We start from the raw sequence: 22,661 nt of genomic DNA, 5'->3' as shown, positions 1-22,661 counted from the left end.
TAAATGAGAAAGAATATCATTTTTATTTTATAATTATTATAAAATGGGTTGACAGATTGGATCGTTTAGTTAATAATAATTATTATAAAGTGTGTAACCGAGCTTGTTGTTCTCAACACGCTCTAAATAAACTATAAATTGAAGCAGAGGAGATAGGATCTATGTCACTTATCGGTAAAGAAGTACTTCCATTCAAAGCAAATGCATTCCAAAAAGGCAAATTCCTCGAAGTTACAGAAGAGAACTTCAAAGGCAAATGGAGCGTAGTTTGCTTCTACCCGGCAGACTTCACATTCGTGTGCCCAACTGAGCTCGAAGACTTGCAAAACCAATATGAAGAGTTGAAGAAATTGGGCGTTGAAGTGTACTCCGTATCTACAGACACTCACTTCACGCACAAAGCTTGGCATGAAAGCTCCCAAGCTATCGGCAAGGTTGAATATATTATGATCGGCGACCCATCCCATATCGTGTCCCGCAACTTCGACGTATTGATCGAAGAAGCAGGTCTGGCAGACCGCGGTACGTTCATCATCGACCCAGATGGCGTTATCCAAGCGGCTGAAATTAACGCTGGCGGCATCGGCCGTGATGCAAGTGCTCTTATTAACAAAATCAAAGCGGCTCAATACGTTCGCAACAATCCAGGTGAAGTGTGCCCAGCGAAATGGCAAGAAGGCGGACAAACATTGAAGCCTAGCCTTGACCTTGTAGGTAAAATCTAAGGAGTCCTGACAATGGCATTAGATCAAGATATCAAAGCACAACTCGAACAATATCTCCAGCTTCTTGAGGGAGATATTGTTCTCAAGGTCAGTGCAGGCTCTGATGATGCGTCCTCAGAGATGCTGTCCTTGGTAGAGGAACTCGCTAACATGTCGTCTCGGATTACTGTGGAGAAGACACAGTTGTCCCGTACTCCTAGCTTTAGTGTGAACCGTGTAGGCGAAGAGACAGGCGTTACTTTTGCCGGTACTCCGCTAGGACACGAGTTTACCTCTTTGGTATTGGCTTTGCTGCAAGTGAGCGGAAGAGCTCCCAAGGTAGAGCAGAATGTTATTGATCAAATTAAAAGTATCCGCGGCGAATATAAGTTTGAAACTTATATCAGTCTGAGCTGCCATAATTGTCCGGATGTTGTGCAGGCGCTGAACTTGATGAGCATCCTCAACCCTGGCATTACGCACACGATGATTGACGGTGCTGTATTCAAGGAAGAGGTAGAGAGCAAGGACGTTATGTCTGTACCTAGCGTCTACCTGAACGGCGAATTCTTTGGTGGCGGACGCATGACCGTAGAAGAAATTTTGGCTAAGCTCGGTACTGCTCCGGATGCATCCGAGTTCGACAATAAAGAGCCATTCGATGTTCTTGTTGTCGGCGGCGGACCTTCAGGTGCAAGTGCGGCGATTTATGCTGCACGCAAAGGAATTCGCACGGGTATTGTTGCGGAGCGCTTCGGCGGTCAGGTCAATGATACACTCGGCATTGAGAACTTCATCAGTGTAAAATACACAGAAGGTCCTCAGCTCGTAGCGAATATTGAAAATCAAGTCAAAGAATACAATATCGATGTAATGAAGCTCCAGCGTGCGAAGCGCTTAGAGAAGAAGGATCTTATCGAAGTTGAACTCGAAAACGGCGCTGTACTGAAAAGTAAGACCGTAATCGTATCAACAGGTGCTCGTTGGCGGAACATCGGCGTCCCTGGTGAAGCAGAGTTCAAGAACAAAGGGGTGGCTTACTGCCCGCATTGTGACGGACCTTTATTCACAGGCAAAGATGTTGCAGTCGTTGGCGGCGGTAACTCTGGCATTGAGGCCGCAATTGATCTTGCAGGAATTGTGAGACATGTAACGGTACTTGAGTTTGCTCCAGAACTGAAAGCCGACGCTGTATTGCAAGACCGTCTATACAGCCTTCCGAATGTAACGGTATTGAAGAACGTACAAACGTCCGAAATTACCGGCACGGATAAGGTTGACGGCATCTCCTATATTGATCGCGCAACAGGAGAAACGAAGCATGTCGAGTTGCAAGGTGTATTCGTACAAATCGGTCTTGTGCCGAACACAGACTGGTTGGCTGACACGGTTGAACGCACTCGCATGGGTGAAATCGTTGTAGATAGCCATGGCGCTACTAATATACCAGGTGTATTTGCAGCCGGCGATTGCACGAATAGCCCATATAAGCAGATCATCATCTCAATGGGATCTGGTGCTACGGCAGCATTAGGTGCATTCGATTATCTCATTCGCAATTAATCGATATCGTTATGTATAAATAGGTTTCCCGTCTCTTCGGCTGTTAAGCCGGTGGCAGCCCTCATTTCGTAATGAAATGGGGGCTGTTGTTCTGTATGCCGCAGGAAATATTGAGGGGGTTTTACATGATTTAAGCTTGATTCGCAAACTAGCTGTAACTATAATGGTTACATGTATGTAGGTTGAAATTGACATATCATAACGAGTTGGTTGCAGCCGTGATTACAAACAAGAAAGGGACTGGATACAATCTATGAGTATACCTGTACAACGCGGTAATACGGCCTCATCCATCTCTGCACCTACACGGAAGCAGAGACTGTCCATGGCCGTTATTCTAGGATCGATGACGGCGATCGGGCCGTTGTCCATTGATATGTATTTGCCTTCGCTGCCGATGTTGGCCAGCGATCTGCAAACGAGCACTTCATTCGCTCAATTGAGCTTAACAGCCTGTCTCATGGGTTTAGCCTTCGGGCAGCTCATGCTAGGGCCTCTAAGCGACGCTAGGGGACGGCGGATGCCGCTCATTGCTTCGCTCATCATTTATGCAATTGCGTCAGTTCTATGTGCGATTGTTCCATCCATATGGGGACTCATTGCACTTCGCTTCATTCAAGGTATGGCTGGATCTGGCGGAATCGTCATTGCACGCGCCATGGTGCGCGATATGTATTCTGGCAGTGAATTGACCAAGTTTTTCTCGCTGCTCATGCTGATAAACGGGCTGGCCCCGATATTAGCTCCGATTGCTGGAGGGCAGCTGCTGCAGTTTACGACATGGCATGGGGTATTTCTCGTGCTCGGCTTGCTCGGTTTGCTTATGATTCTCGCTGCATGGTTGGGCTTGCCGGAGACGCTTCGGCCTGAACGCCGTTCTGCCGGCGGGCTGCGTACGACGATGGCAACCTTCCGTACGCTGCTGTCTGATCGCGAATTCATGGGCTATGCCTGCACACAAGGATTCGTTTTTGCTGCGATGTTCGGTTATATATCTGGATCGCCATTCGTGCTGCAGGAAATTTACGGTGCATCCCCGCAAGCATACAGCCTGTTTTTCGCACTCAATGGCCTTGGGCTCATCATTGCGACACAAATTACGGGCCGTTTGGCGTCTCGCTTCCATGAGAAGCGGCTCTTCATTGCAGGGATTGTGCAAACCGTCAGCGGTGGTTTGCTGCTCTTAGCTGCGATACTGCTGCAGGCACCGTTAATCGCAGTTGTCATCGCCCTGTTTATTGTTGTATCAAGCACAGGGGTAGTTAATACAGCTGGCTTCTCCTTAGCGATGCAAAGCCAAGGAGAGCGTGCAGGCAGCGCATCGGCGATGCTGGGCTTGATGTCTTTCATCGCAGGTTCACTTGCTGCGCCGCTTGTCGGCATCGCCGGCAGCCATACAGCCGTTCCGATGGGGGTTGTCATCGCCTGCTGTGGCCTTGGTGCAGTGCTAAGTTACCTATTCATGATTCGCAAGCGTTAATTTGAATACCGTACGCTCAAGCTTTACACTTACAGATCGGCTACACCATACAGAAGCGCTGAAGCAAGCGAGTCATTCGCTTAATCTTCAGCGCTTCTGTGCTTTTCAGCAAGGATTCTCGGTGATTAGCATCCGTCCGATCTATACAAGGCTGCTTCCTACTGATCTTTGAGCTTTTACAATGGGCAAATGACATGCAGGAAGGTGAAGACTTGGGCAGATGATAGGAGGTAATGAGGTAAGGAGATAAGGAGTGGAGCGAAATGGGATAAATAATGTAATTAGAAAGGCGCTATTAGGTGCTATGAGGCTGGAAAGAAGAAAAGGCTGCTTGCCCGAGGAAAGATCAACGTAAAGACATGCAGCCTTGTGAATGAAAGAGATCTAAAGTAGAAAGATTACATAGAATAAATAGATGAATTAGAATTCAAGGCCCAGTACTGCCGGAATACCTTCCTCGTAGTAATGTTTCACAGGTTCGATTTCGGATACGAGATCTGCGATTTCAATGATTTCAGGACAAGCAGAGCGTCCTGTTACGACAATGTTCATATGTTCTGGACGATTTTTGATAGCGTCCACCACCTCTGCTTTAGGGAGTACATCATCGATCGGGAAGCTTGTTATTGCAAGTGCATTGTTCAATTCATCCAAAACGATAAGGTCATAGTCTCCAGACTGAATTTCCTGTTTCGCTATCGACCAGGCCTCCTTGAAGGCTTCACGATGCTCCTCAGGCGTCTTTAGCCAAGTAAAGCCGATACCGAGCTGTCTTACCTCCACACCGAGCTTCTCCAACGAAGCTTGTTCCCCATATGAACGCTTTGGACTCTTGATGAATTGAAGCATAAGAACTTTGAAACCGTGACCCACTGCCCTAACACATAACCCAACTGCTGCCGTCGTTTTTCCCTTGCCATCGCCCGTGTATACGAGTGTCAATCCTTTGGTGCGAGTTGCCATAACGGTCGTCCCTCCTGTATAGCCGGCATGTGGCTATCCGGCTTGATCGCAAAATCTTGGTTGTCTCTACCCTGTTCATAGTATCACTGGGAAGTGCCTGTCGACAAATCCGGGAGGCGGTTTATCCAGTTGAACGCACGGCAATACTGAAAAGCAGAATCTATGGCTGCTGGCGAGGTGCCAAGCAGTACAACAGGCAGGCATGTGATCAACTGCAGAGTGAGGGAAGACGTCTATGGATCAACTGCAAGCAAGCTTACACAATAATCTCGATTATATTCGGATGAAACTCGGAAATAGCTCAGACATTGTAATTCGTGAACTGCGTGTAGGGGGCGATGGCGAGCAAAGAGTCGCAGTGATATATACAGATGGGATGGCTGATCAAGCGACAATTACTGACTTTATTATGGAATCGCTATTAGGTGACAGCCAAGTCCTTCGAGGAAATAAATCAAAAACCAAAACAGACTCCTCTGGTTCCGATAAAACCAAGGAAGGGCAAGACGATCCTGATCAAATGGACGGTTCGTCTACTGCTGCCGAGGGCTCAACTGCATCTTCAAACTCGTCTGGCTCGGATGCGACTAAGGATCTGATCAAGCTGCTGCAGGAGAGGGTGCTGGCGGTAGGTGATATTCAGACAGTGTCCTGCTTGGATGATGTCCTTCAGGAGGTACTGTGCGGCAATACGGTGCTGCTGTTGGATGGGTATACAACAGGACTGGCAGCCAGCACGCAAGGTTGGAAGGATCGCGGGGTGACCGAAGCGACAACAGAACCTTCTGTCCGTGGATCGCGCGAGGCGTTCTCGGAAACGCTGCGAACGAATACATCACTGATTCGGAGAAGAATTAAGCATCAAAATTTGCGTGTGGAGACAAAGCCATTTGGTCGTCTTACGCAAACGAATGTGGCTATCATGTTCATACAGGACTTGGCAGATGATAAGGTGGTGCAGGAGGTTCGGGATCGTCTGAGCCGAATTGACATCGACGGTATTCTTGAAAGCGGCTATATTGAAGAGCTCATTCAGGACAAGACTTTTACTCCTTTTCCGACGGTATATAACTCAGAGCGGCCAGATGTCATTGCTGCCGAATTGTTGGAAGGGAAAATTGCAATTCTTGTGGATGGAACACCTTCCGTGCTAGTAGTCCCCGCACTGTTTGTATCCTTTCTGCATGCGGCAGAGGACTATTTCTTCCGTTCGGACATTAGCAGTCTTGTCCGGATTCTTCGATACATCGGAATTTTCATTGCGCTTTTAGGTCCGTCGCTGTACGTAGCCATTACGACATTCCATCAAGAGATGCTTCCGACGCAGCTATTGATCAGCCTTGCAGCGCAGCGGGAAGGAATACCCTTCCCTGCTGTTCTGGAGGCCATAATGATGGAGATTTTATTCGAGTTGTTGCGGGAAGCGGGAATCCGCATGCCAAGGATGATTGGACCAGCGGTGTCTGTTGTCGGTACACTCGTTATTGGCCAGGCTGCGGTAGATGCCGGCATTGTGTCGGCGGCGATGGTTATTGTTGTATCCACTACTGCAATATGCAGCTTCGTCTTCCCTGCATACAGCATGTCGAATGCATTCCGAATGCTGCGTTTTCCATTAATGCTGCTCGCTGCATCCTTTGGATTATTTGGCGTATGCATTGGGCTTATCGCGATCGTTCTTCATCTGTGCAGCTTGCGTTCATTTGGCGTGCCTTATATGAGCCCGCTGGCACCCATGATTATTAAGGATCAGAAGGATACGATTTTTCGGTTTCCGCAATGGGCCATGCGTACAAGGCCGAGTTTCATGAGTCCGAACAATCAGAAGCGGCAGCAGCCGCTAGACAAAGCTCATCCGAAGCCGCCTAAATAATTACATACTCAAAGGTAGAGGGGACGAATAGCAATGAAGCGGAAAAAGATCATCCTCAGCAGTGTGCTGATCATCATGCTTAGTCTGCTTGTCTCCGGCTGTTGGAATCGACGCGAGATGAATGACCTGGCGATTGCAGTAGGCATGGGAATTGATAAGGCAGAAGATGGACAGTATGAGGTGCTTGTACAGGTCGTGGATCCAAGTGAGGTGTCGGCGCGCAAGCCGAGTGGCAATAGGGCGCCTGTAATCGTATATAGTGCGAAGGGCGGTACGGTGTTCCAAGCAATACGGCGCATGACTACGTTCACTCCGCGAAAGGTGTACTTTTCACATCTTCGTATGTTCGTGTTCGGTGAGGCGCTTGCGCGTGAAGGCATCAGCAAGCCGCTTGATTTTCTGTCGCGGGATCAGGAGTTGCGCACGGATTTTTATATCGTAGTAGGAAGAGGAACTACGGCCAGGGATATTTTGAATTTCTATACACCGCTAGATAAAATCCCTGCAAATAAAATGTACCAATCGCTGGAGGTGTCAGATCGGATGTGGGCTCCTACGGTAAGTGTGCGGCTTGATGATCTAATTACGGATTTGACCAGCTATGGAAAGGACGCTGTGCTGACAGGCATATTGATAAAAGGGGACAGTGAGGAAGGAAAGAAGAAGGAGAATGTGGAGTTGATCGAGTCTCCGGCACTGTTAAAGTATTCGGGTCTCGGCATGTTCAGCGGAGATAAATTGGTTGGCTGGATGAATGAAACGGAGAGCAAAGGCTTCAGCTATTTGACGGATAAGTTGGAGAACACTTATATTCAATTGCCATGCAAGTCTGGCGGAAAGGCTGGAGTCGAGGTGATTCGCTCTAAGACAAAGGTGAAGGCGAAGCTGAATCAAGATCGTCCTTCTATCGACGTTTCCTTGCGGACAGAAGCTAATATTGCCGATGTTGAATGTAATATGGATACCAATCAGCAGTCGACTCTTCGTGAGTTGGAACAGACAACCGGTCAGATTATGGTTCACAATGCAAAGAAAGCTTTGGAGCGAGCACAGGCGGAAGGAACCGATGTATTTGGATTCGGAGAGGCTGTTCATCGTGCTTATCCGAGCTATTGGAACCGTCACAAGAAAGAGTGGCCGCAATTGTTCAAGGAGCTGCAGGTGAATGTTCAAGTTGATTTCAATATTAGACGGACAGGAACAATTGGGAACTCGTTCCTCAGTGATGTGAAGGGGTAGAACAGCGTGTGGGCGAGTATAGGATGTGTAATCATTGCGTCAGCCATCTTTTTGTTCCAATCTCCTCGTATGAAGCAGCGGCAATTAGTTAAGGAACGATGGGTACTGTTGACAATGCTGATCATCGCTGCAGGGTTCGGGGTGGTGGTGGGGATGAATTGGAAGATACCGAATCCCATGGATTTGCTGATGCTCATATTCAAGCCTATGCGAAAATTTTTGTAGCGGAAAAATGACGAGTCTCGCTGTTGCGACAGGGCACAAGGAAGTGATAAGGCGATGAAGGATAAATCCATAATTAGTATGCGTCAACTGACCATCTTGACGGCACTGTTCATTATCGGGAGCGCGATCTTGATTATTCCCTCAAACTTAGCAGAGGAAGCGAAGCAAGACGCGTGGTTGTCCGCCTTAGTGTCCTTGGGCCTCGGCCTGCTCGTTGTTCCCATTTATTCTGCGCTATGTCGAAGATATCCGAATCAATCCTTAGCGGAGTATTGCGAATCCATTCTTGGCAAGATACTGGGGAAGACAGTTGCGCTCTGCTTCATTATCGGATTTGCGCTCACAACAGCCGCACTCACATTGCGGAATATCGGGGACTTCATTACGATGCAAATTATGCCGGAAACGCCGATAGAGGCAATCCATATCTTTTTTATGCTCGTCATTATATTCGGAGCCAGTCTTGGCGTTGAAGTGTTTGTGCGTGGAGCCGAAATTTTTTTTCCTTGGGTGCTGCTGCTCTTTATTTGCTTTGTCTTGTTCGTAGTGCCGCAAATCGAAGTAAAGCAGCTTCTGCCGGTATTGGAACGTGGAATGATCCCAGTTCTTCGCGGGGGACTAACCTTCTTCAGCTTTCCCTTTCTGGATCTGGCTGTATTTCTGCTCATTCTTCCCACAGTGAAGCGGAAGGATAAGGTGACGAGTGCGCTCCTATGGGGGTGCATCATTGGCGGCACCTTCTTAATAATTACGACGCTGCTGTCCATCCTTGTTATTGGGGCGGATAATACGGCCCGGCATATGTATCCAAGCTATGCCCTCGCTAAAAAGATTAGTCTCGGCAATTTTCTGGAGCGGCTTGAAGCGGTGATGGCTGTCATCTGGTTTCTGACAACCTACTTTCGTCTCGTGCTCCTGCTTTATGCATCGGCAATTGGACTTGCTCATTCGCTTCGCTTATCTGAGCATCGATTCCTTATCTTCCCTTTAGGAATGCTCGTTGTGGCATGGTCGATCCTGTTCATTCCAAATACGGCCTACTTGGACAAGCTGCTTGATCATTGGGCGACCTATGCTGTGCTGCCAGGACTTGTGCTTCCTATAATTTTGCTAGTGGTTGATAGTTATCGATCCAATTCGAAGCAGCCGAACGACAATCTATCGCTGAACGATGATGGCTCTCAACAAGCTTCGGGTGCTGCGGATGCTTCAAATTCATCTTTATTGGGTGGGGCAGGCGTTATACCGATGGATGATGATCCTACCTCTGTACTTCCAAGCAGCGGACAGACTACGCCCCCCGAACGTTAACGGTATGAATGGCGCAACGCTGCTCGTGGTACAATGGAGTCATTATCATGGACAGGAGCGGCTTAATCTATGTGGTCACATCTATTAGAGTTAGCTGGACATTGGATACCGATTATCAACTTGTTGTTTGCGGCTGTCGTGATTTTCTTGGAGAGGCGCAACGTAGGGGGGACCTGGGCATGGCTTATGCTGTTACTGCTGCTTCCGTTTATCGGCTTTATCTTCTATATTCTGTTCGGCCAGAACTTGGCTCGGAGGAAGGTATATCGGATTAAGCCGCGAACGGAACGACTTGTGCGGAACGAAATTGCCTCTCAGGTTCGTTGCATTGAGGAAGGGACATTTGCCTATGCGAATGAGGTCGTGCAACACTATGAACCCCTTATTTATATGAATCTGGTCAGCAGTTACTCTCCCTTGACACAGAACAACGAAGTGACAGTCATTGCGGATGGCCGCGACATGATGGATCGATTGGTCGAGCGGATCCAAAGTGCTTCTAATCATGTTCATTTGCTGTATTACAAGCTGGCTGGGGATGCAACTGGACGGAGAATTATTGATGCCCTGACGGAATGCGCTGCGAATGGAGTGGAGGTACGACTATTGTATGATGACATCGGATCGCCCGCGTTGAAGGATGAGGCGCTTGCTGATTTGCATGCCGCAGGAGCACAGATTTATCGTTTTTTCCCTTCTCGTATTCCCTATGTCAATTTACGTGTCAATTACCGCAATCACCGGAAAATTGCCGTTATTGACGGGCAGGTCGGATTCGTTGGCGGATTTAATATCGGCGATGAATATGTTAGTCTTGATCCAAAAATCGGACATTGGCGGGATACGCATCTCGAGCTGCAAGGCGGAGCCGTTCATCGGCTTCAGGGACAGTTCCTGCTCGATTGGTCCACAGCCTCAGGGCAGTATATTCATTTTTGCGAGCAATACTTCCCGACACCAATGCATACAGGGAATACACCTGTACAGATTGTGTCCAGCGGTCCAGATTCAGACAAGCAGCAAATTCGCAATGCCTTGCTTAAGCTGATTTTTGAAGCCAAGGAGCGAATTTATGTACAAACCCCCTATTTAGTGCCTGACGACAGTGTGCTTATTGCACTTAAAGTTGCTGTGCAGTCCGGGGTCGATGTGCGCATTATGATTCCGAAGAAGGGGGACAGCCGTTTTGTGCAATGGGCATCGAATTCTTATGTTGGAGAACTGCTTCGTGCAGGAGCCAAGTGTTATTGGTATGAGAAGGGCTTCCTCCATGCTAAAACGATGGTTGTAGATGGACTGGCCGCTACCGTAGGTACTGCGAATTTGGATCATCGCAGCTTCAGCTTGAACTTCGAAATTAATGCATTTCTCTATGACAGAGCTACAGCAGAGCAGCTAGATAAGCTGTACGAGCAGGATATGAAGGAATCGGTAAAACTGCATTGGAATACATATCGGAAGCGCCCAATTCGTTACCGATTTGTAGAGTCGCTTGCACGATTAGTGTCGCCTATTTTGTAATTTGGGATACCTAATTATGGACATACTTGACATTAGGCTGATATCACACTACAATTCGTAGTGGGAGGAATTCCACGATGAAAATTCATAATTTCAAATTCCATGAGAGTGGACTGAATCGCTTCTTCGGGCCGCTTGAAGCCAAAGTCATGACTGTCTTATGGGAAGGTTCGGAAATGACGATTAAGGATGTGCAAAAGAAGCTTGAGGCTGAGAAATGCATCAACTTTAACACAGTCATGACCGTCATGAACCGACTTGTAGACAAAGGGATATTGGTCAAGCGCACGGAGGGACGGACTTCCTTATTCCGACCGGTGCTGTCACGGGATGTTTTTCTCGACACGCAATCCAAGGAGCTCACGCATGAACTGATGGATGAATTCGGCCCATTGGTTGTAAACCACATGCTTGATGCCCTGGAGGATGTAGACGAGGGACTGCTCGACAAGCTGGAACAAAAAATCAAGCAATTGAAAAAGGATAAATAAAACAATGTGGAAAAATCGATCTACATTCATTTTCAGTTCGATGCTTCTAATTGCAGCCGTGTTGTTCTGCCAAATGGTCATGTATGCGATGAAGGTGCTTGCGGGATGGGAACTGCATTTCAATCTCGTAGAGGCGTGCTCTACGCTTATGCAGAACTACGGTTTGTCCAAGTTCATTTATGTGCTTGATGCCTATGTGTTCTGTACGCTGATCAGTGTCCCGTTCCTGTTCGTCCGACAAATGTTGCTTTCCCGCAACGCATATCGGAAGCTGCTCGGGCGTCGAAATAATGAGCTTACGCAGCAGATGAATGCCCGGTTCAATGAGGGCCAGAAACGAATGATGATCATCGAGCATACTTCGCCTATCGCTTTCACGATGGGGATGTGGTCGCCGCTCGTTATTGTATCGACTGGCTTGATGGAACTGCTTGATGAGGATGAGCTAGAGGCGGTTGTCCACCACGAGGCCTTCCATCAAATGCATCGAGATCCATTGCGGATGTTCGTGCTGTCTCTTCTCGCTTCGGTCATGTGGTACATGCCGATTATGAGATGGTCGAAGCAGCAGTATAACATCATTCGCGAGGTGTTGGCAGACCACTATGCGATTCAGCGTCTAGGAACAGCAGCTCATTTAGGGAGTGCGCTTCTCAAGATGTTGAAGCAAGGGAAGACGCCGCGCATGCCATTCGCTTATGTTTCATTTGCAGATACATCCATTAATTATCGAATTCGCCAGTTGCTCGAACCAGAGACAGATATTCCGATGAAGCTGCCGTTTACGCCTGCAATTGTGTCCCTGCAAGTGTTACTTGCTTTATGTTTATTATTTTTTGCTGCTATGCCCTAATTTTTTTTACATTTTTACACTACACAACGTAGTTTTTGTTTTCTTTCATATTCATGTTAATAATAATCCATTCTAATCTTATAGGAGGCGTTGTATGATGTCAGCATTAAATCAAGGGGTAGGTTCACTTATTATCAGGCTTGCACTGGGGCTCATTTTCTTTATCCATGGGCTGCAAAAATTCCAGGGAGGTCTGGACAACACGGCAGGTTTTTTTGAGAGCTTGGGTATTCCGGGGATTATGGGTTATGTCGTGGCAACCATTGAGCTGGTAGGAGGCATTTTACTCATCGTTGGTCTTGGAACGAGATGGATTGGTGCAGCATTCACGGTAATTATGCTCGTGGCAATCTTCACTGTGAAGCTGCAAATGGGCTTTGCAGGCGGCTATGAGTTCGAAATCGCTCTTGCAGCGATGTCGTTGTACTTGGTTGTCAGCGGCGGTGCCGATTATTCTCTTGATCGCATTCTGTTCCGTCGTGGAAGAGCAGCACAACAATAAGCATTTGCAGCATGCAAAGCATCCTCTAATCGTGGATTAGGGGATGCTTTTTTCCATATTTATTTCATTTCTCGTGAAATTCGCTATACTAAGTCTATACGTGTATGAATTAGCAACCAGGGGGATGTCATGCTCAAAAATCGAAGAACACTGCGCTATTTGGGGCTATTCACCATTGCAGTGCTGGTGTACAAGCTCATTGACAATATGGGTTATGTTCTCAGTGGAGTTGTAGCTTTATTGTCTATGCTTACGCCATTTTTTATTGCTTGCTTTATTGCCTATCTTCTACGTCCGCTTGTTAATATTTTGGAGAAGCGGCTGTTGGCTAGAACAAAAATGAAGCGATTTATTAGCATCATAGCCGTGTATACGTTATTTTTCGGAATTATTGTGCTGCTCATAACGGTTATTACACCGAGGGTGATAGAGAGTGTAAGCACGCTGTTGGCGGATATGCCAATCTATATGGAAGGCACGAAGCTGTGGCTGCAGGCAAATGTCTTGAGTAAAGAATGGTTCATTCAATCTGGAATATCGAGCAGCATCAGTGAGCATTTTAGCTCTCTATCCAGTCAAATAAGCGACTTTCTGAAGCTGATGCTGAACAACTTGCTGTCCAGTCTGTTTACCTTCACGTCTGCGCTGTTGAATCTCGTTATCGGATTCATTGTGTCGATTTACCTGCTGAAGGACAAGGAGAAGATTGGGACAGGCGCGAAGCGTACCCTACATGGCCTGCTCAAGAAGGAACGGGCTGAAGGCGTCATTGATTTTGTAAGAAAAATGGACATGATCTTCTCGCAATATTTTGTAGGCGTCATTTTGGATGCAACCGTCGTAGGCAGTATCGTATTCATCGGGCTTCTTATCATTCAAGCGCCGTATGCGCTGTTGTCCAGCTTGATCGTTGCTGTAACGAATGTTATTCCTTATTTTGGTCCGTTTATGGGGATGGTGTTTGTTGGGATTATTACACTGTTCGTATCGCCTGAGCAGACGCTTTGGATAACGTTGTTTATTTTCATTGTTCAACAGTTCGATGGGTATTATATTGGTCCGAAAATCGTAGGGAACAAAGTGGGGATAGGACCCATCTGGATTATTTTTGCCATCATTATAGGCGGCGGTCTGTGCGGCATACTAGGAATGTTCATTGCCGTTCCAGTTATTGCGGTTATTAAGGCGGCGGTAGATTCCTTCGTTCAACGTCGTATAGAGGAACAGTAGCTGTAAAGCAAGGGTGCCCGAGAGAGCAGATAGATGCTCTTACGCGGGTACCTTTTTTATTAGTGGTTGGCAGGTTTTTTGGGGTTTTTAGTATCTATACGATACATGTATCTTTGATTACATACTCAAAATATTTTTTTTTATGCAACATTATGCATACCTCCTCCGTCTATGAAGACAAACCGAATAATCTTACAGGCATCAAGAAGCTGGTACATAGGTGTGCCCATAACAACAAGAGATTAGAGGAGGAATTGCAATGAAAAAATGGAACAAAGGCTTGGCAATTGCATCGATTATGGCGGTGCTGAGCGTACCGTTCGCTGGAGCAGCAGCTGCAGAGACTATTCAAGGTTATGTTGTGTCATCTCATCCAGTAGAGGAGGGCTCGACATTGCCGAAAGAGCATGTGACATCACAAGGTATTATTGAGTCGGGGGACGGCCATAGATTCGTTCTTCGTGGACAGCAATATTTGAATATTAATGTACACGACAATACTGTTATCGTGAACGATAAAGGCCAGCCGGTCAGCAAGGATGTGCTGAAAGAAGGAGCTGTCGTAGAGGTTCAGTATGGTCCGGTTATGATGATGAGCTTCCCGGGCACAGTAGGTGCAGAGAAGATTGTTGTCAAAGGTGAAACGGCAGTCAAGACGGGCAAAGTGCTCAAAGTAACGAACACTGAGGGTGAAGTGAATGCCCGAATTCATGTTGATGTAGAAGCTGATGGCAACATCAACAATGATGTAATTTTAAATGTAACGAAAGATACGTTCATTACGGACAAGCAGGGGGTTGTCTTGAAGGCTTCTGAGCTGAAGGAAGGACAGCAAGTGAAGGTATTCCACTCTCTTGTGATGACTTTTTCCCTTCCTGGTCAGTCACACGCTAGCCTCATCATAGCTGAATAATCAAGGCAATAGGGAATAAGTGGTGCGGAATACAACCATACTACGGGTAGCTTGAAATATGCCGCTAGAAGCAGGCATAAGGAGGTTATGCGTTATGGCGGCTCAATTGCCAATTCCGCTGCAGTATACAGGAACGGCGGCCAATGATGCATTGGCTGTCGTTTTTTATTTTATGGTCTATTCCTTTGGAGGATGGCTGCTTGAGAACCTATACAGTAAGGTCACAACAGGACGCTTCTGGAAGGATGGTTTTCTCCAAGGGCCCTTTAAGCCGATGTATGGCATTGCCCCCCTTCTCCTGCTCCCTTATGCTGAACAAGGAACCCATTTGGGACTCCTTCTGCTGCTATGCCTCCTTATCCCGACTTTTGTCGAATACGTTAGCGGTTGGCTGCTGGAGAAGGTGTTCTATCGCAAATGGTGGGACTACTCTTCTTATCGCCTGCAGCTTCATGGACATGTTTGTTTCTCCTTCTCCATATGCTGGATGTTCCTATCCCTCGCTGTTGTGTACGGATTGCATCCCTTGCTGAAAATAAGCTATACCCATGTTGCGGCAATTTGGAATATGGTATGCCCCATGTTCGTCATTTATTTCTGGGTAGATATGGCTTGGACTGTATGGTCAAGGAGACGTGAGGGCAAAGCAATGGCAAGCAGTCGCAGCTAAGCAAAAATTTAGGCAAAAAACTAGATGGAATGCAAACTCAGAGCGGAGACAAATCGTCTTCGCTCTTATTTTTGTTGATATCATCCAATTTTCAGGAAAATCATGTATTTACTAAAAGTTTTACTAGCACGTCGAAGTGATTAGTAAAAAATAAAAGTGGGAGTAAAATATTTTACTAAAATGATTGTTTGTTTTACTTGAATCAAGTAAAATTTTATCAAGAAAGTGAGGGTGCAATTATTCCGAATCTCAGTCTGAACGAATGGTAAAGTGGATTGAATGGAATGTCGTTCGTCTGAGGAATCCCCGTGGTCAGGAGGACGTACTATGCGTGTAATGAAACAGTGGGAAAATGTGGATGCTACGAATTGTAACCGTATGAAGGGGAGAGCGTACTTTCGCTCGTATCCGAATCGACAGCTGGCATTATTAGACGAGCCTAAGTATGCACATCAATGGAAGAGCTTGAATGGAACATGGAAGTTTGTTTATTTGGAAGCGCCTGAGTATTCACCGCCGGGATTTGAGCAGCCAACATTTGATTGTTCGAACTGGGATGACATTATGGTGCCAAGTAATTGGCAGCTTGAAGGTTATGGGAAAATGCATTATTCAGATCTGTGGTACAACTTCCCGATTAATCCGCCTTATGTACCGACTGATAACCCGACAGGAATATATAAGCGAACCTTTGCGATCGGTTCACAATGGTTGGACAATCAACAAGTGATTTTGCGCTTTCATGGTGTTGATTCCGCATTTCATGTGTGGGTGAACGGTCAGGAAGTGGGTTATAGCAAGGGAGCCAGACTGCTGAGCGAATTTGATATCACAAGTTATGTGGAAGTTGGGCAAAATGAGGTGTGTGTTCGGGTTTATCAATGGTCAGACGGCACTTATTTGGAAGACCAGGACATGTGGTGGTTGAGCGGCATATTCCGTGATGTAGAATTGTATGTCCAGCCCCTTGCGGGGATTGAAGACTTTACGGTGGTAACAGAGCTGGACTCCGCTTATACGAATGCGATTTTGCGAATAAGCGCGGACATTCGTGGCACGAAGCAGGGGCATACGCTTGCCTATGAATTGTTGGATGCCGCAGGGCAGCAGGTAGCATTCGGCGAAATGCCTAGTGGCGAACGCGTCACTGCAGCGGTTCCGATTGCGGCTCCAATGCTGTGGAGTGCAGAGACACCATACCTATATACGCTTCTCTTCACATTGAAGAATGGGGATGACGTAATTGAGGTTATTCCACAGCAGGTCGGCTTCCGTATAGTTGAATTGAAGGGCGACACATTCACGGTCAATGGAGTGGCGATTAAGCTGAAGGGTGTAAATCGTCATGATGCGCATCCGATCACAGGTCGTGTCGTATCGCGTGATGATATTGAGAAGGATATCCGCCTAATGAAGCAGCACAATATTAATGCGATTCGAACGGCGCATTATCCGAATTCACCTTGCCTTTATGAGTTGTGCAATGTATACGGAATGTATGTGATCGACGAAACGGACTTGGAGTGCCATGGCTTTGAGCTGACAGGCAACTTCAATTGGATTACGGATGATCCGGCATGGGAGAGGGCCTACGTCGATCGTATAGAACGAATGATTGAACGGGATAAAAACCATCCTTGTATCATTATGTGGTCATTAGGCAACGAGTCGGGCTACGGCCGTAACTTTAGAGCGATGGGACTTCGTGCGAAGGAAATGGATCCAACACGCCTTGTTCACTATGAAGGGGACAGAGATACGGACATTGCGGATGTATATTCGACGATGTATACGTGGCTCGAGCATCCGGAGCGCAAGACAATGCAGCATATTATTGATCATTCCACGAAGCCGCATATTCTGTGTGAATATGCTCATGCGATGGGCAATGGACCAGGCAGCATGCAGGAGTATCAGGATTTATTCTATGCCCATGACAAGCTGCAGGGCGGATTCGTCTGGGAATGGTGCGATCACGGCATTCGTACGGAAGATGAGCAAGGACGTGTCTATTATCGCTACGGCGGGGACTTTGGCGATGACCCGACGAATGGAGCATTTTGTATCGACGGGCTTGTGATGCCAGATCGCACACCTTCTCCAGGGCTGCTGGAATATAAGAAAGTGATTGAGCCAGTTCATACGCACGAGATTGACTTGCAGCGCGGTTTAATCCAAGTAAGCAACAAGTATGACTTTGCATCGCTCGATCAATTGGCATTGCGATATTCAGTCATGAAGGATGACTGTATTTTGCAAACAGGCGAGGCAGACATTACTGGTATCGCTGCACGTACGAGCAAGGAAGTGGAGCTGGGATACTTGCTTGATTTCGCGCCGGAGCCGGGCACGGATTACTATGTGAATCTTTCTTATACGTTGAAGGGAGACTGTGCTTGGGCACAAGCGGGACATGAGCTGGCTACGGCGCAATTCCGCTTGCCGCTTGCTGCAGAATTGCTGTATATTGAGCCGAGCGGCACGCTTACGATGGAAGAGGGACATTGTGAACTCATTGTACGCGGTGAAGACTTCAGCATTGGCTTTGATACGGTCAAGGGCCGCATGACTTCATGGACTTATCATGGCACTACCGTTGTGGAGCAGGGGCCGAAACTGCAATTCTGGCGTGCGCCAATCGACAATGATATGTATGTAGTGGATGATTATCGGAACAAGTCATTTATGCATGTAATGCATGAAATTGTAGAGGGATTTACTTATACACAGGAGGGCGAAATCGTTCGCGTGAAGGTGTCTGTGCTGAATGGGACAACGAATGCTGCATGGCATTACCGTTCCTGCTATGATTATCGCATTTATCCGAACGGCGATGTGCTGCTCGATGTAAGCGGCCAGCCGGGGGGCGTGAAGGAGCAGGCGCCGGAGATGATTCCACGTGTTGGCGTGGAGCTTCGCGTACGCGCTGCTTGTGAGAACGGCAAATGGTATGGTAGGGGTCCGGGAGAGTCGTATGCGGATTCCAAGCAGGCGAGCCTGTTCGGCATCTACGAGCGGACGGTGGATGAGATGTTCACGAATTATGTGCACCCACAGGAAAACGGAAATCATACCGACTGCCGCTGGGTACGCTTAGCAGATCGCTATGGAGTAGGTTTGCTGGCGGTTGCGTATCCGAAGATGGATTTCAGCGCTTCCTATTATGAAGTTCAGGATTTGGATGCAGCTAAGCATCCGATTGACTTGCAGAAGAGGGATTACATCGTGCTTCATCTCGACGCGAAGCAGAATGGGCTCGGTTCGAATTCTTGCGGCCAGCGCCAGCTAAGCCAATACCGCAATGGATTTGAGCCGTTCGAGCTGAATCTCAAGCTGTCTGTGTACTCGAATAAGGAAATATCAGATGTGATGAAGGCGAAGGAAACACTGCGCCGGAACTAGCAGACGGCGGGCGTTCCTCTATGCTTTTGGGCAAGAATACAGTACAATCGTAAGGACATGCAACAACAAAACGGATGACGATTGCAGCGACGCATAACGATTGGAGGGCGAAATGGCTACCCTTAAACAAATCGCGGAGCGGGCGGGTGTGTCGATATCCACGGTGTCTCGCGTGCTCAACTTCGATGAGACGTTGTCGGTATCCGACGAGACTCGGCGCCGCATTATGGAAACGACAGAAGAACTCGGCTATAACAAGTACAAGCGGAAGAAGCGGACGATGGAGGTGCCGGAGCCAGAGATATGGATGCCTACACCTACACCGATAGCGGAACCGCCTGCTCCTGTGCAAGTCAGGGCAAGTCAACAGACGATCGGAATTGTCATGACCTATGACAAGAGTGAGGAGCTTAACGATCCATATTATTTAACGGTACGGCTCGCAATAGAAGAAGCAGCTCGGGAAAGAGGCGTCCAGCTTATAGAGGTTGGCAAGAAGGGAGAACACTCCCATCCTGCTGCAACCGCATCAGGATACATTGTGGTAGGCCCAATTGGATCTGGACAACTCCATGAACTTCAGCGGTCTGCTTCACCTATCGTATATGTGGATGATGTCCCTTGGGATCGCAAGTCGGACATTGTCACGGTTGATCTGCATGATGCGGTAGAACAGGCACTGTCTCATATTCGTGCATTGGGTCATGAACGAATCGCTTACGTAGGCGGAAGAGATGTGCTTGATGGAGCTTCGACAGCCGATCGGCGCGAGACAGCCTACGAACAATGGATGAGGGAAGCTGGAATCTTCGACTCGTCCTTGGTGCGTGTCGGGACTTTCTCAGCAGAAGATGGGTACCGATTGACGAAGGAACTGATCGTTTTTTCTGGACGGGGCTGTACGGCAGTTCTAGCTGCGAATGATTCGATGGCAATTGGCGCGATTCGGGCGATTCAGGAGCAGGGATTACGAGTTCCTGAGGATATTAGTGTGGTTGGTTTCAACGATATTGCGGTTGCCCAATTCATGACCCCTGCGCTTACAACGGTCAGACTGCACAGTGACTGTATCGGAGATACGGCGCTTGAGCTGATGATGGAGCGTTTGGAGAAGCAGCGGAGTATTGGCAAGAAGGTTATGATACCGACTGAGCTTATCGTACGGGAGAGCTGTGGGCCAGCTTCCAGACTGCGCTAAGCGTATACATGATATGAATACTGCGAGTTCAGAAGCAGTTGTAGCATTACCCCGAAAAATATGGGGTCTATCTATATGGAGTAGTCGTTGACGTACCGCAAGAAGCCGCTGGGCAGGAGGCGGAATGGCTGTCTGAATTTACGGATAAGTGCGCAGAAGAGCTGGATTTGCCGGGGGCTTATGTGTACATGATCGATCAAGCAACCTATTATAATATTATCGAACAGATGAAGTTGATTCCTGGTTCGTTTATTTATCATTCTCGTTATACAGCTAACGAAGAAGTTAGCTGATCATTATCTTATGATCATAAAGCTGCTGAGCAAAGGCTCAGCAGCTTTTTTTAACCCAGCTATGGATGTTGGGATGTCCCGAATGAAATGGCTGTGTCATACCGATTTAACAGAAGCTGACTCAATATGCTGTAAAAATTGCTTGCCATATTCCCCATGATCATGCATGGCTGGATGTTCGATTTGGATCGTCGTATGTTCGATGCCATAATTCGCTTTGAGCATATGATTAATGGCCAAGATGACGCAGAATGGCTGAATATCCTCACGAATGAAAACATGCGCAGTTAGTGAGTAGTGATCGGTGGATACAGCCCAAAGATGCAGTTCATGGACATCTTCCACTCCCTCCACTTGGTTCATTTCCGCTCGAATTTGCTCTAAATCATATTTGTCGGGCACGGCCTCCATTAACACGAGGAGGGATTCTCGAATGATTTTGGCGCCGCCTGTACAAATAATAGCCCCGATTACCATGCTAATGAGTGGGTCGAAAATATATAGCCCTGTGAAATGGATGAGAATAGCGGATAAAATGACACCGACCGAACTAAGCAAATCGCCGATGAAGTGCCACAAGGCGCTCTTTACATTCAAGTTCTCTTCTTCTTTCATGCTGTGGCTCAACACAAGTGTAAGGACAATGTTCACGACCAGTCCGATGGTCGCGATAATAAGCATCAATTGCAAATCGACATCTTGTGGATGGATCATCCGCTTGATCCCTTCAATAACAATTCCGATGGCTATGACAATAAGGGCCAACCCATTTAGGAAGGATGCGATAATTTCAAATCGGAGGTAGCCGAAGGTATATCGCTGATTCGGCTCGCGTGTGGCCATATAAATCGCCGCCATACTGAGTCCTAATGCGATGACATCAGATATCATATGGGCCGAGTCCGATAGGAGTGCGAGTGAATTGGACAGAAGCCCGCCCACGATTTCAACAATGGTGAAAAACAAGGTCAAAGCCAACGTGATCCATAAAGTACGCTTCGACGTTAGTTGTTCCTTAACATGATTGAGATGGTGGTAGTCGTGATGATTCATAAGGGACCTTCCTTTTGTTAGAATAAATAGATGTGCCTATCGATTTAGGCAAGATGTATTGTATCCATTTCTACCTTCATTCTCAAATGGACGTTTTATGGATAATACAATTGATATTCATTATTACTGTAAATCCTTGTTTTCATGCTTAGGGAAGGTGTTAACAGCGTTGAGCTTCAAAAGCGTGTTAACGGCGTTAGATACGCCTTTATCGATGCAGCATCCAAATGATTAGGCGCTCATACCATTTCCAAGGCATTGCTCGAAGCAGCCCCATTCCTGCACGGCTCCAGCCGGGTGTGTATCGAAGCCGCGGCTTCGGATCATTGGCTATTGAGGCTATGAGACGCGCTACCTCATGAGGTGGCGGGGCTTTTTCCGCATTCTTCTCGGAGTATTGGAGAATATGCTTCAAGTAGCTCTGATAGGGGGAGTTTTCTCGAGATGAAATCGAGTTGAATCCCTTTGACCATATATCTGTCCGATAGGAGCCGGGCTCAACAAGAACGGCATATATACCGTAAGGGAGCATTTCCATACGAAGTGATTCGGTGAATCCTTCAACAGCAAACTTGGAAGCGGCATATGGAGCATACCCGGGGAAAGCACATCGACCACTGATGCTGCTCACATTGATGATAGTTCCGCTTCCTTGCTGTCTCATATAAGGGAGCAGAGCTCGGGTTACCTCTACCGTACCAAAGAAGTTGGTATTGAGTTGGGCGCGCCATTCATCCATACTGATTTCCTCTATGAAGCCGCCTATCGCGAATCCCGCATTGTTCACGAGAACGTGAACGCCTCCATATGCTGACAGGATATATTGTGCAGCGGATGCGATGCTATGCGTATCTGTCACATCGAGCGCTTGTACATTGATTCTGTCCTTCACGCCCTGTGTCTCCGCTTCTTGCAGCAGGCGGGAGGACTGCTGCGGATTGCGCATGGTCGCCACCACGAGATACCCAGAACGGGCCAGTTCAATGCACGTATGCAGGCCAAATCCGCTCGAAGATCCAGTAACAACGGCTACTGCTTGCTTGCCTTGCTTAAGAATTGGCTCCGAATAATAGGGAGAAGTCATGAATCAATGCTCCTTTTATGAAAAATGACTTACGATAATACCTATATGGGCAGATCGTATGTTTTACGCTTATTTTAATCTAGGAATGTAAGT

At 47.4% G+C, this 22,661-nt stretch carries 19 protein-coding genes; 16 read left to right on the top strand and 3 right to left on the bottom strand.

Annotated elements, in window-relative coordinates; all coding sequences use genetic code 11:
* Positions 1-161: 161 nt before the first annotated feature.
* The 3 genes from ahpC to NO352_RS20795 all read left to right on the top strand — a co-directional run bounded on the left by ahpC (position 162) and on the right by NO352_RS20795 (position 3,747).
* Positions 162-725, top strand: a complete 564-nt coding sequence (gene ahpC, locus NO352_RS20805; RefSeq protein ID WP_005545086.1) for an alkyl hydroperoxide reductase subunit C — start codon at positions 162-164, stop codon at positions 723-725.
* Between the two features lie 12 nt (positions 726-737).
* The gene (gene ahpF / locus NO352_RS20800) at positions 738-2,267 is read left to right on the top strand and encodes an alkyl hydroperoxide reductase subunit F (protein WP_005545084.1); all 1,530 of its coding nucleotides are present in this window, start codon (positions 738-740) and stop codon (positions 2,265-2,267) included.
* Between the two features lie 325 nt (positions 2,268-2,592).
* On the top strand, positions 2,593-3,747 hold the full coding sequence (locus NO352_RS20795; RefSeq protein WP_289356766.1) for a multidrug effflux MFS transporter: 1,155 nt from the start codon (positions 2,593-2,595) through the stop codon (positions 3,745-3,747).
* Between the two features lie 420 nt (positions 3,748-4,167).
* On the opposite strand, the gene NO352_RS20790 is transcribed toward NO352_RS20795, so the two are convergent.
* On the bottom strand, positions 4,168-4,710 hold the full coding sequence (locus NO352_RS20790) for a cob(I)yrinic acid a,c-diamide adenosyltransferase (RefSeq protein WP_268599036.1): 543 nt from the start codon (positions 4,708-4,710) through the stop codon (positions 4,168-4,170).
* Between the two features lie 235 nt (positions 4,711-4,945).
* Between NO352_RS20790 and NO352_RS20785 the strand changes: the two genes are divergently transcribed.
* From NO352_RS20785 to NO352_RS20725, 13 genes are all read left to right on the top strand, one after another.
* Positions 4,946-6,583 carry a spore germination protein gene (locus tag NO352_RS20785; RefSeq protein WP_289356680.1) on the top strand — a complete coding sequence of 546 codons (1,638 nt, stop codon included), beginning with the start codon at positions 4,946-4,948 and terminating at the stop codon, positions 6,581-6,583.
* Between the two features lie 33 nt (positions 6,584-6,616).
* Complete coding sequence (locus NO352_RS20780) at positions 6,617-7,822, top strand: Ger(x)C family spore germination protein (RefSeq protein WP_005545077.1); 1,206 nt, start codon at positions 6,617-6,619, stop codon at positions 7,820-7,822.
* 6 nt (positions 7,823-7,828) lie between these two features.
* The gene (locus NO352_RS20775) at positions 7,829-8,047 is read left to right on the top strand and encodes a hypothetical protein (protein ID WP_040735615.1); all 219 of its coding nucleotides are present in this window, start codon (positions 7,829-7,831) and stop codon (positions 8,045-8,047) included.
* A 54-nt stretch (positions 8,048-8,101) separates the two neighbouring features.
* Complete coding sequence (locus NO352_RS20770; RefSeq protein ID WP_289356679.1) at positions 8,102-9,358, top strand: GerAB/ArcD/ProY family transporter; 1,257 nt, start codon at positions 8,102-8,104, stop codon at positions 9,356-9,358.
* A 69-nt stretch (positions 9,359-9,427) separates the two neighbouring features.
* Positions 9,428-10,879, top strand: a complete 1,452-nt coding sequence (cls, locus tag NO352_RS20765) for a cardiolipin synthase (protein WP_289356678.1) — start codon at positions 9,428-9,430, stop codon at positions 10,877-10,879.
* A 77-nt stretch (positions 10,880-10,956) separates the two neighbouring features.
* Positions 10,957-11,370: a BlaI/MecI/CopY family transcriptional regulator gene (locus NO352_RS20760; protein ID WP_005545072.1), complete on the top strand. Its 414-nt coding sequence runs from the start codon at positions 10,957-10,959 to the stop codon at positions 11,368-11,370.
* Between the two features lie 4 nt (positions 11,371-11,374).
* The gene (locus NO352_RS20755; RefSeq protein WP_005545071.1) at positions 11,375-12,223 is read left to right on the top strand and encodes a M56 family metallopeptidase; all 849 of its coding nucleotides are present in this window, start codon (positions 11,375-11,377) and stop codon (positions 12,221-12,223) included.
* A gap of 97 nt (positions 12,224-12,320) precedes the next feature.
* Complete coding sequence (locus NO352_RS20750; RefSeq protein ID WP_005545069.1) at positions 12,321-12,725, top strand: DoxX family protein; 405 nt, start codon at positions 12,321-12,323, stop codon at positions 12,723-12,725.
* A gap of 129 nt (positions 12,726-12,854) precedes the next feature.
* Positions 12,855-13,955, top strand: coding sequence for an AI-2E family transporter (locus NO352_RS20745; RefSeq protein WP_005545067.1), 1,101 nt, complete (start codon positions 12,855-12,857; stop codon positions 13,953-13,955).
* Positions 13,956-14,214: 259 nt separating this feature from the next.
* Positions 14,215-14,868 (top strand): hypothetical protein, encoded by a 654-nt coding sequence (locus tag NO352_RS20740; protein WP_268620341.1) that lies wholly within the window; start codon positions 14,215-14,217, stop codon positions 14,866-14,868.
* 94 nt (positions 14,869-14,962) lie between these two features.
* The gene (locus tag NO352_RS20735; protein ID WP_268599042.1) at positions 14,963-15,538 is read left to right on the top strand and encodes a putative ABC transporter permease; all 576 of its coding nucleotides are present in this window, start codon (positions 14,963-14,965) and stop codon (positions 15,536-15,538) included.
* A gap of 327 nt (positions 15,539-15,865) precedes the next feature.
* Positions 15,866-18,940, top strand: a complete 3,075-nt coding sequence (gene ebgA, locus NO352_RS20730) for a beta-galactosidase subunit alpha (RefSeq protein WP_289356677.1) — start codon at positions 15,866-15,868, stop codon at positions 18,938-18,940.
* Positions 18,941-19,052: 112 nt separating this feature from the next.
* Positions 19,053-20,138, top strand: coding sequence for a LacI family DNA-binding transcriptional regulator (locus NO352_RS20725; protein ID WP_289356676.1), 1,086 nt, complete (start codon positions 19,053-19,055; stop codon positions 20,136-20,138).
* A 389-nt stretch (positions 20,139-20,527) separates the two neighbouring features.
* On the opposite strand, the gene NO352_RS20720 is transcribed toward NO352_RS20725, so the two are convergent.
* Complete coding sequence (locus NO352_RS20720) at positions 20,528-21,484, bottom strand: cation diffusion facilitator family transporter (RefSeq protein ID WP_005545059.1); 957 nt, start codon at positions 21,482-21,484, stop codon at positions 20,528-20,530.
* A 208-nt stretch (positions 21,485-21,692) separates the two neighbouring features.
* Positions 21,693-22,568, bottom strand: coding sequence for an SDR family oxidoreductase (locus tag NO352_RS20715; RefSeq protein WP_289356675.1), 876 nt, complete (start codon positions 22,566-22,568; stop codon positions 21,693-21,695).
* Between the last annotated feature and the right edge of the window lie 93 nt (positions 22,569-22,661).

It is taken from the genome of Paenibacillus sp. S-12 (assembly GCF_030363895.1).
Lineage (GTDB): Bacteria > Bacillota > Bacilli > Paenibacillales > Paenibacillaceae > Paenibacillus_B > Paenibacillus_B alvei.
Note: the sequence above shows the minus strand (reverse complement) of the source record. Positions and strands in the feature narration are given on the sequence as shown.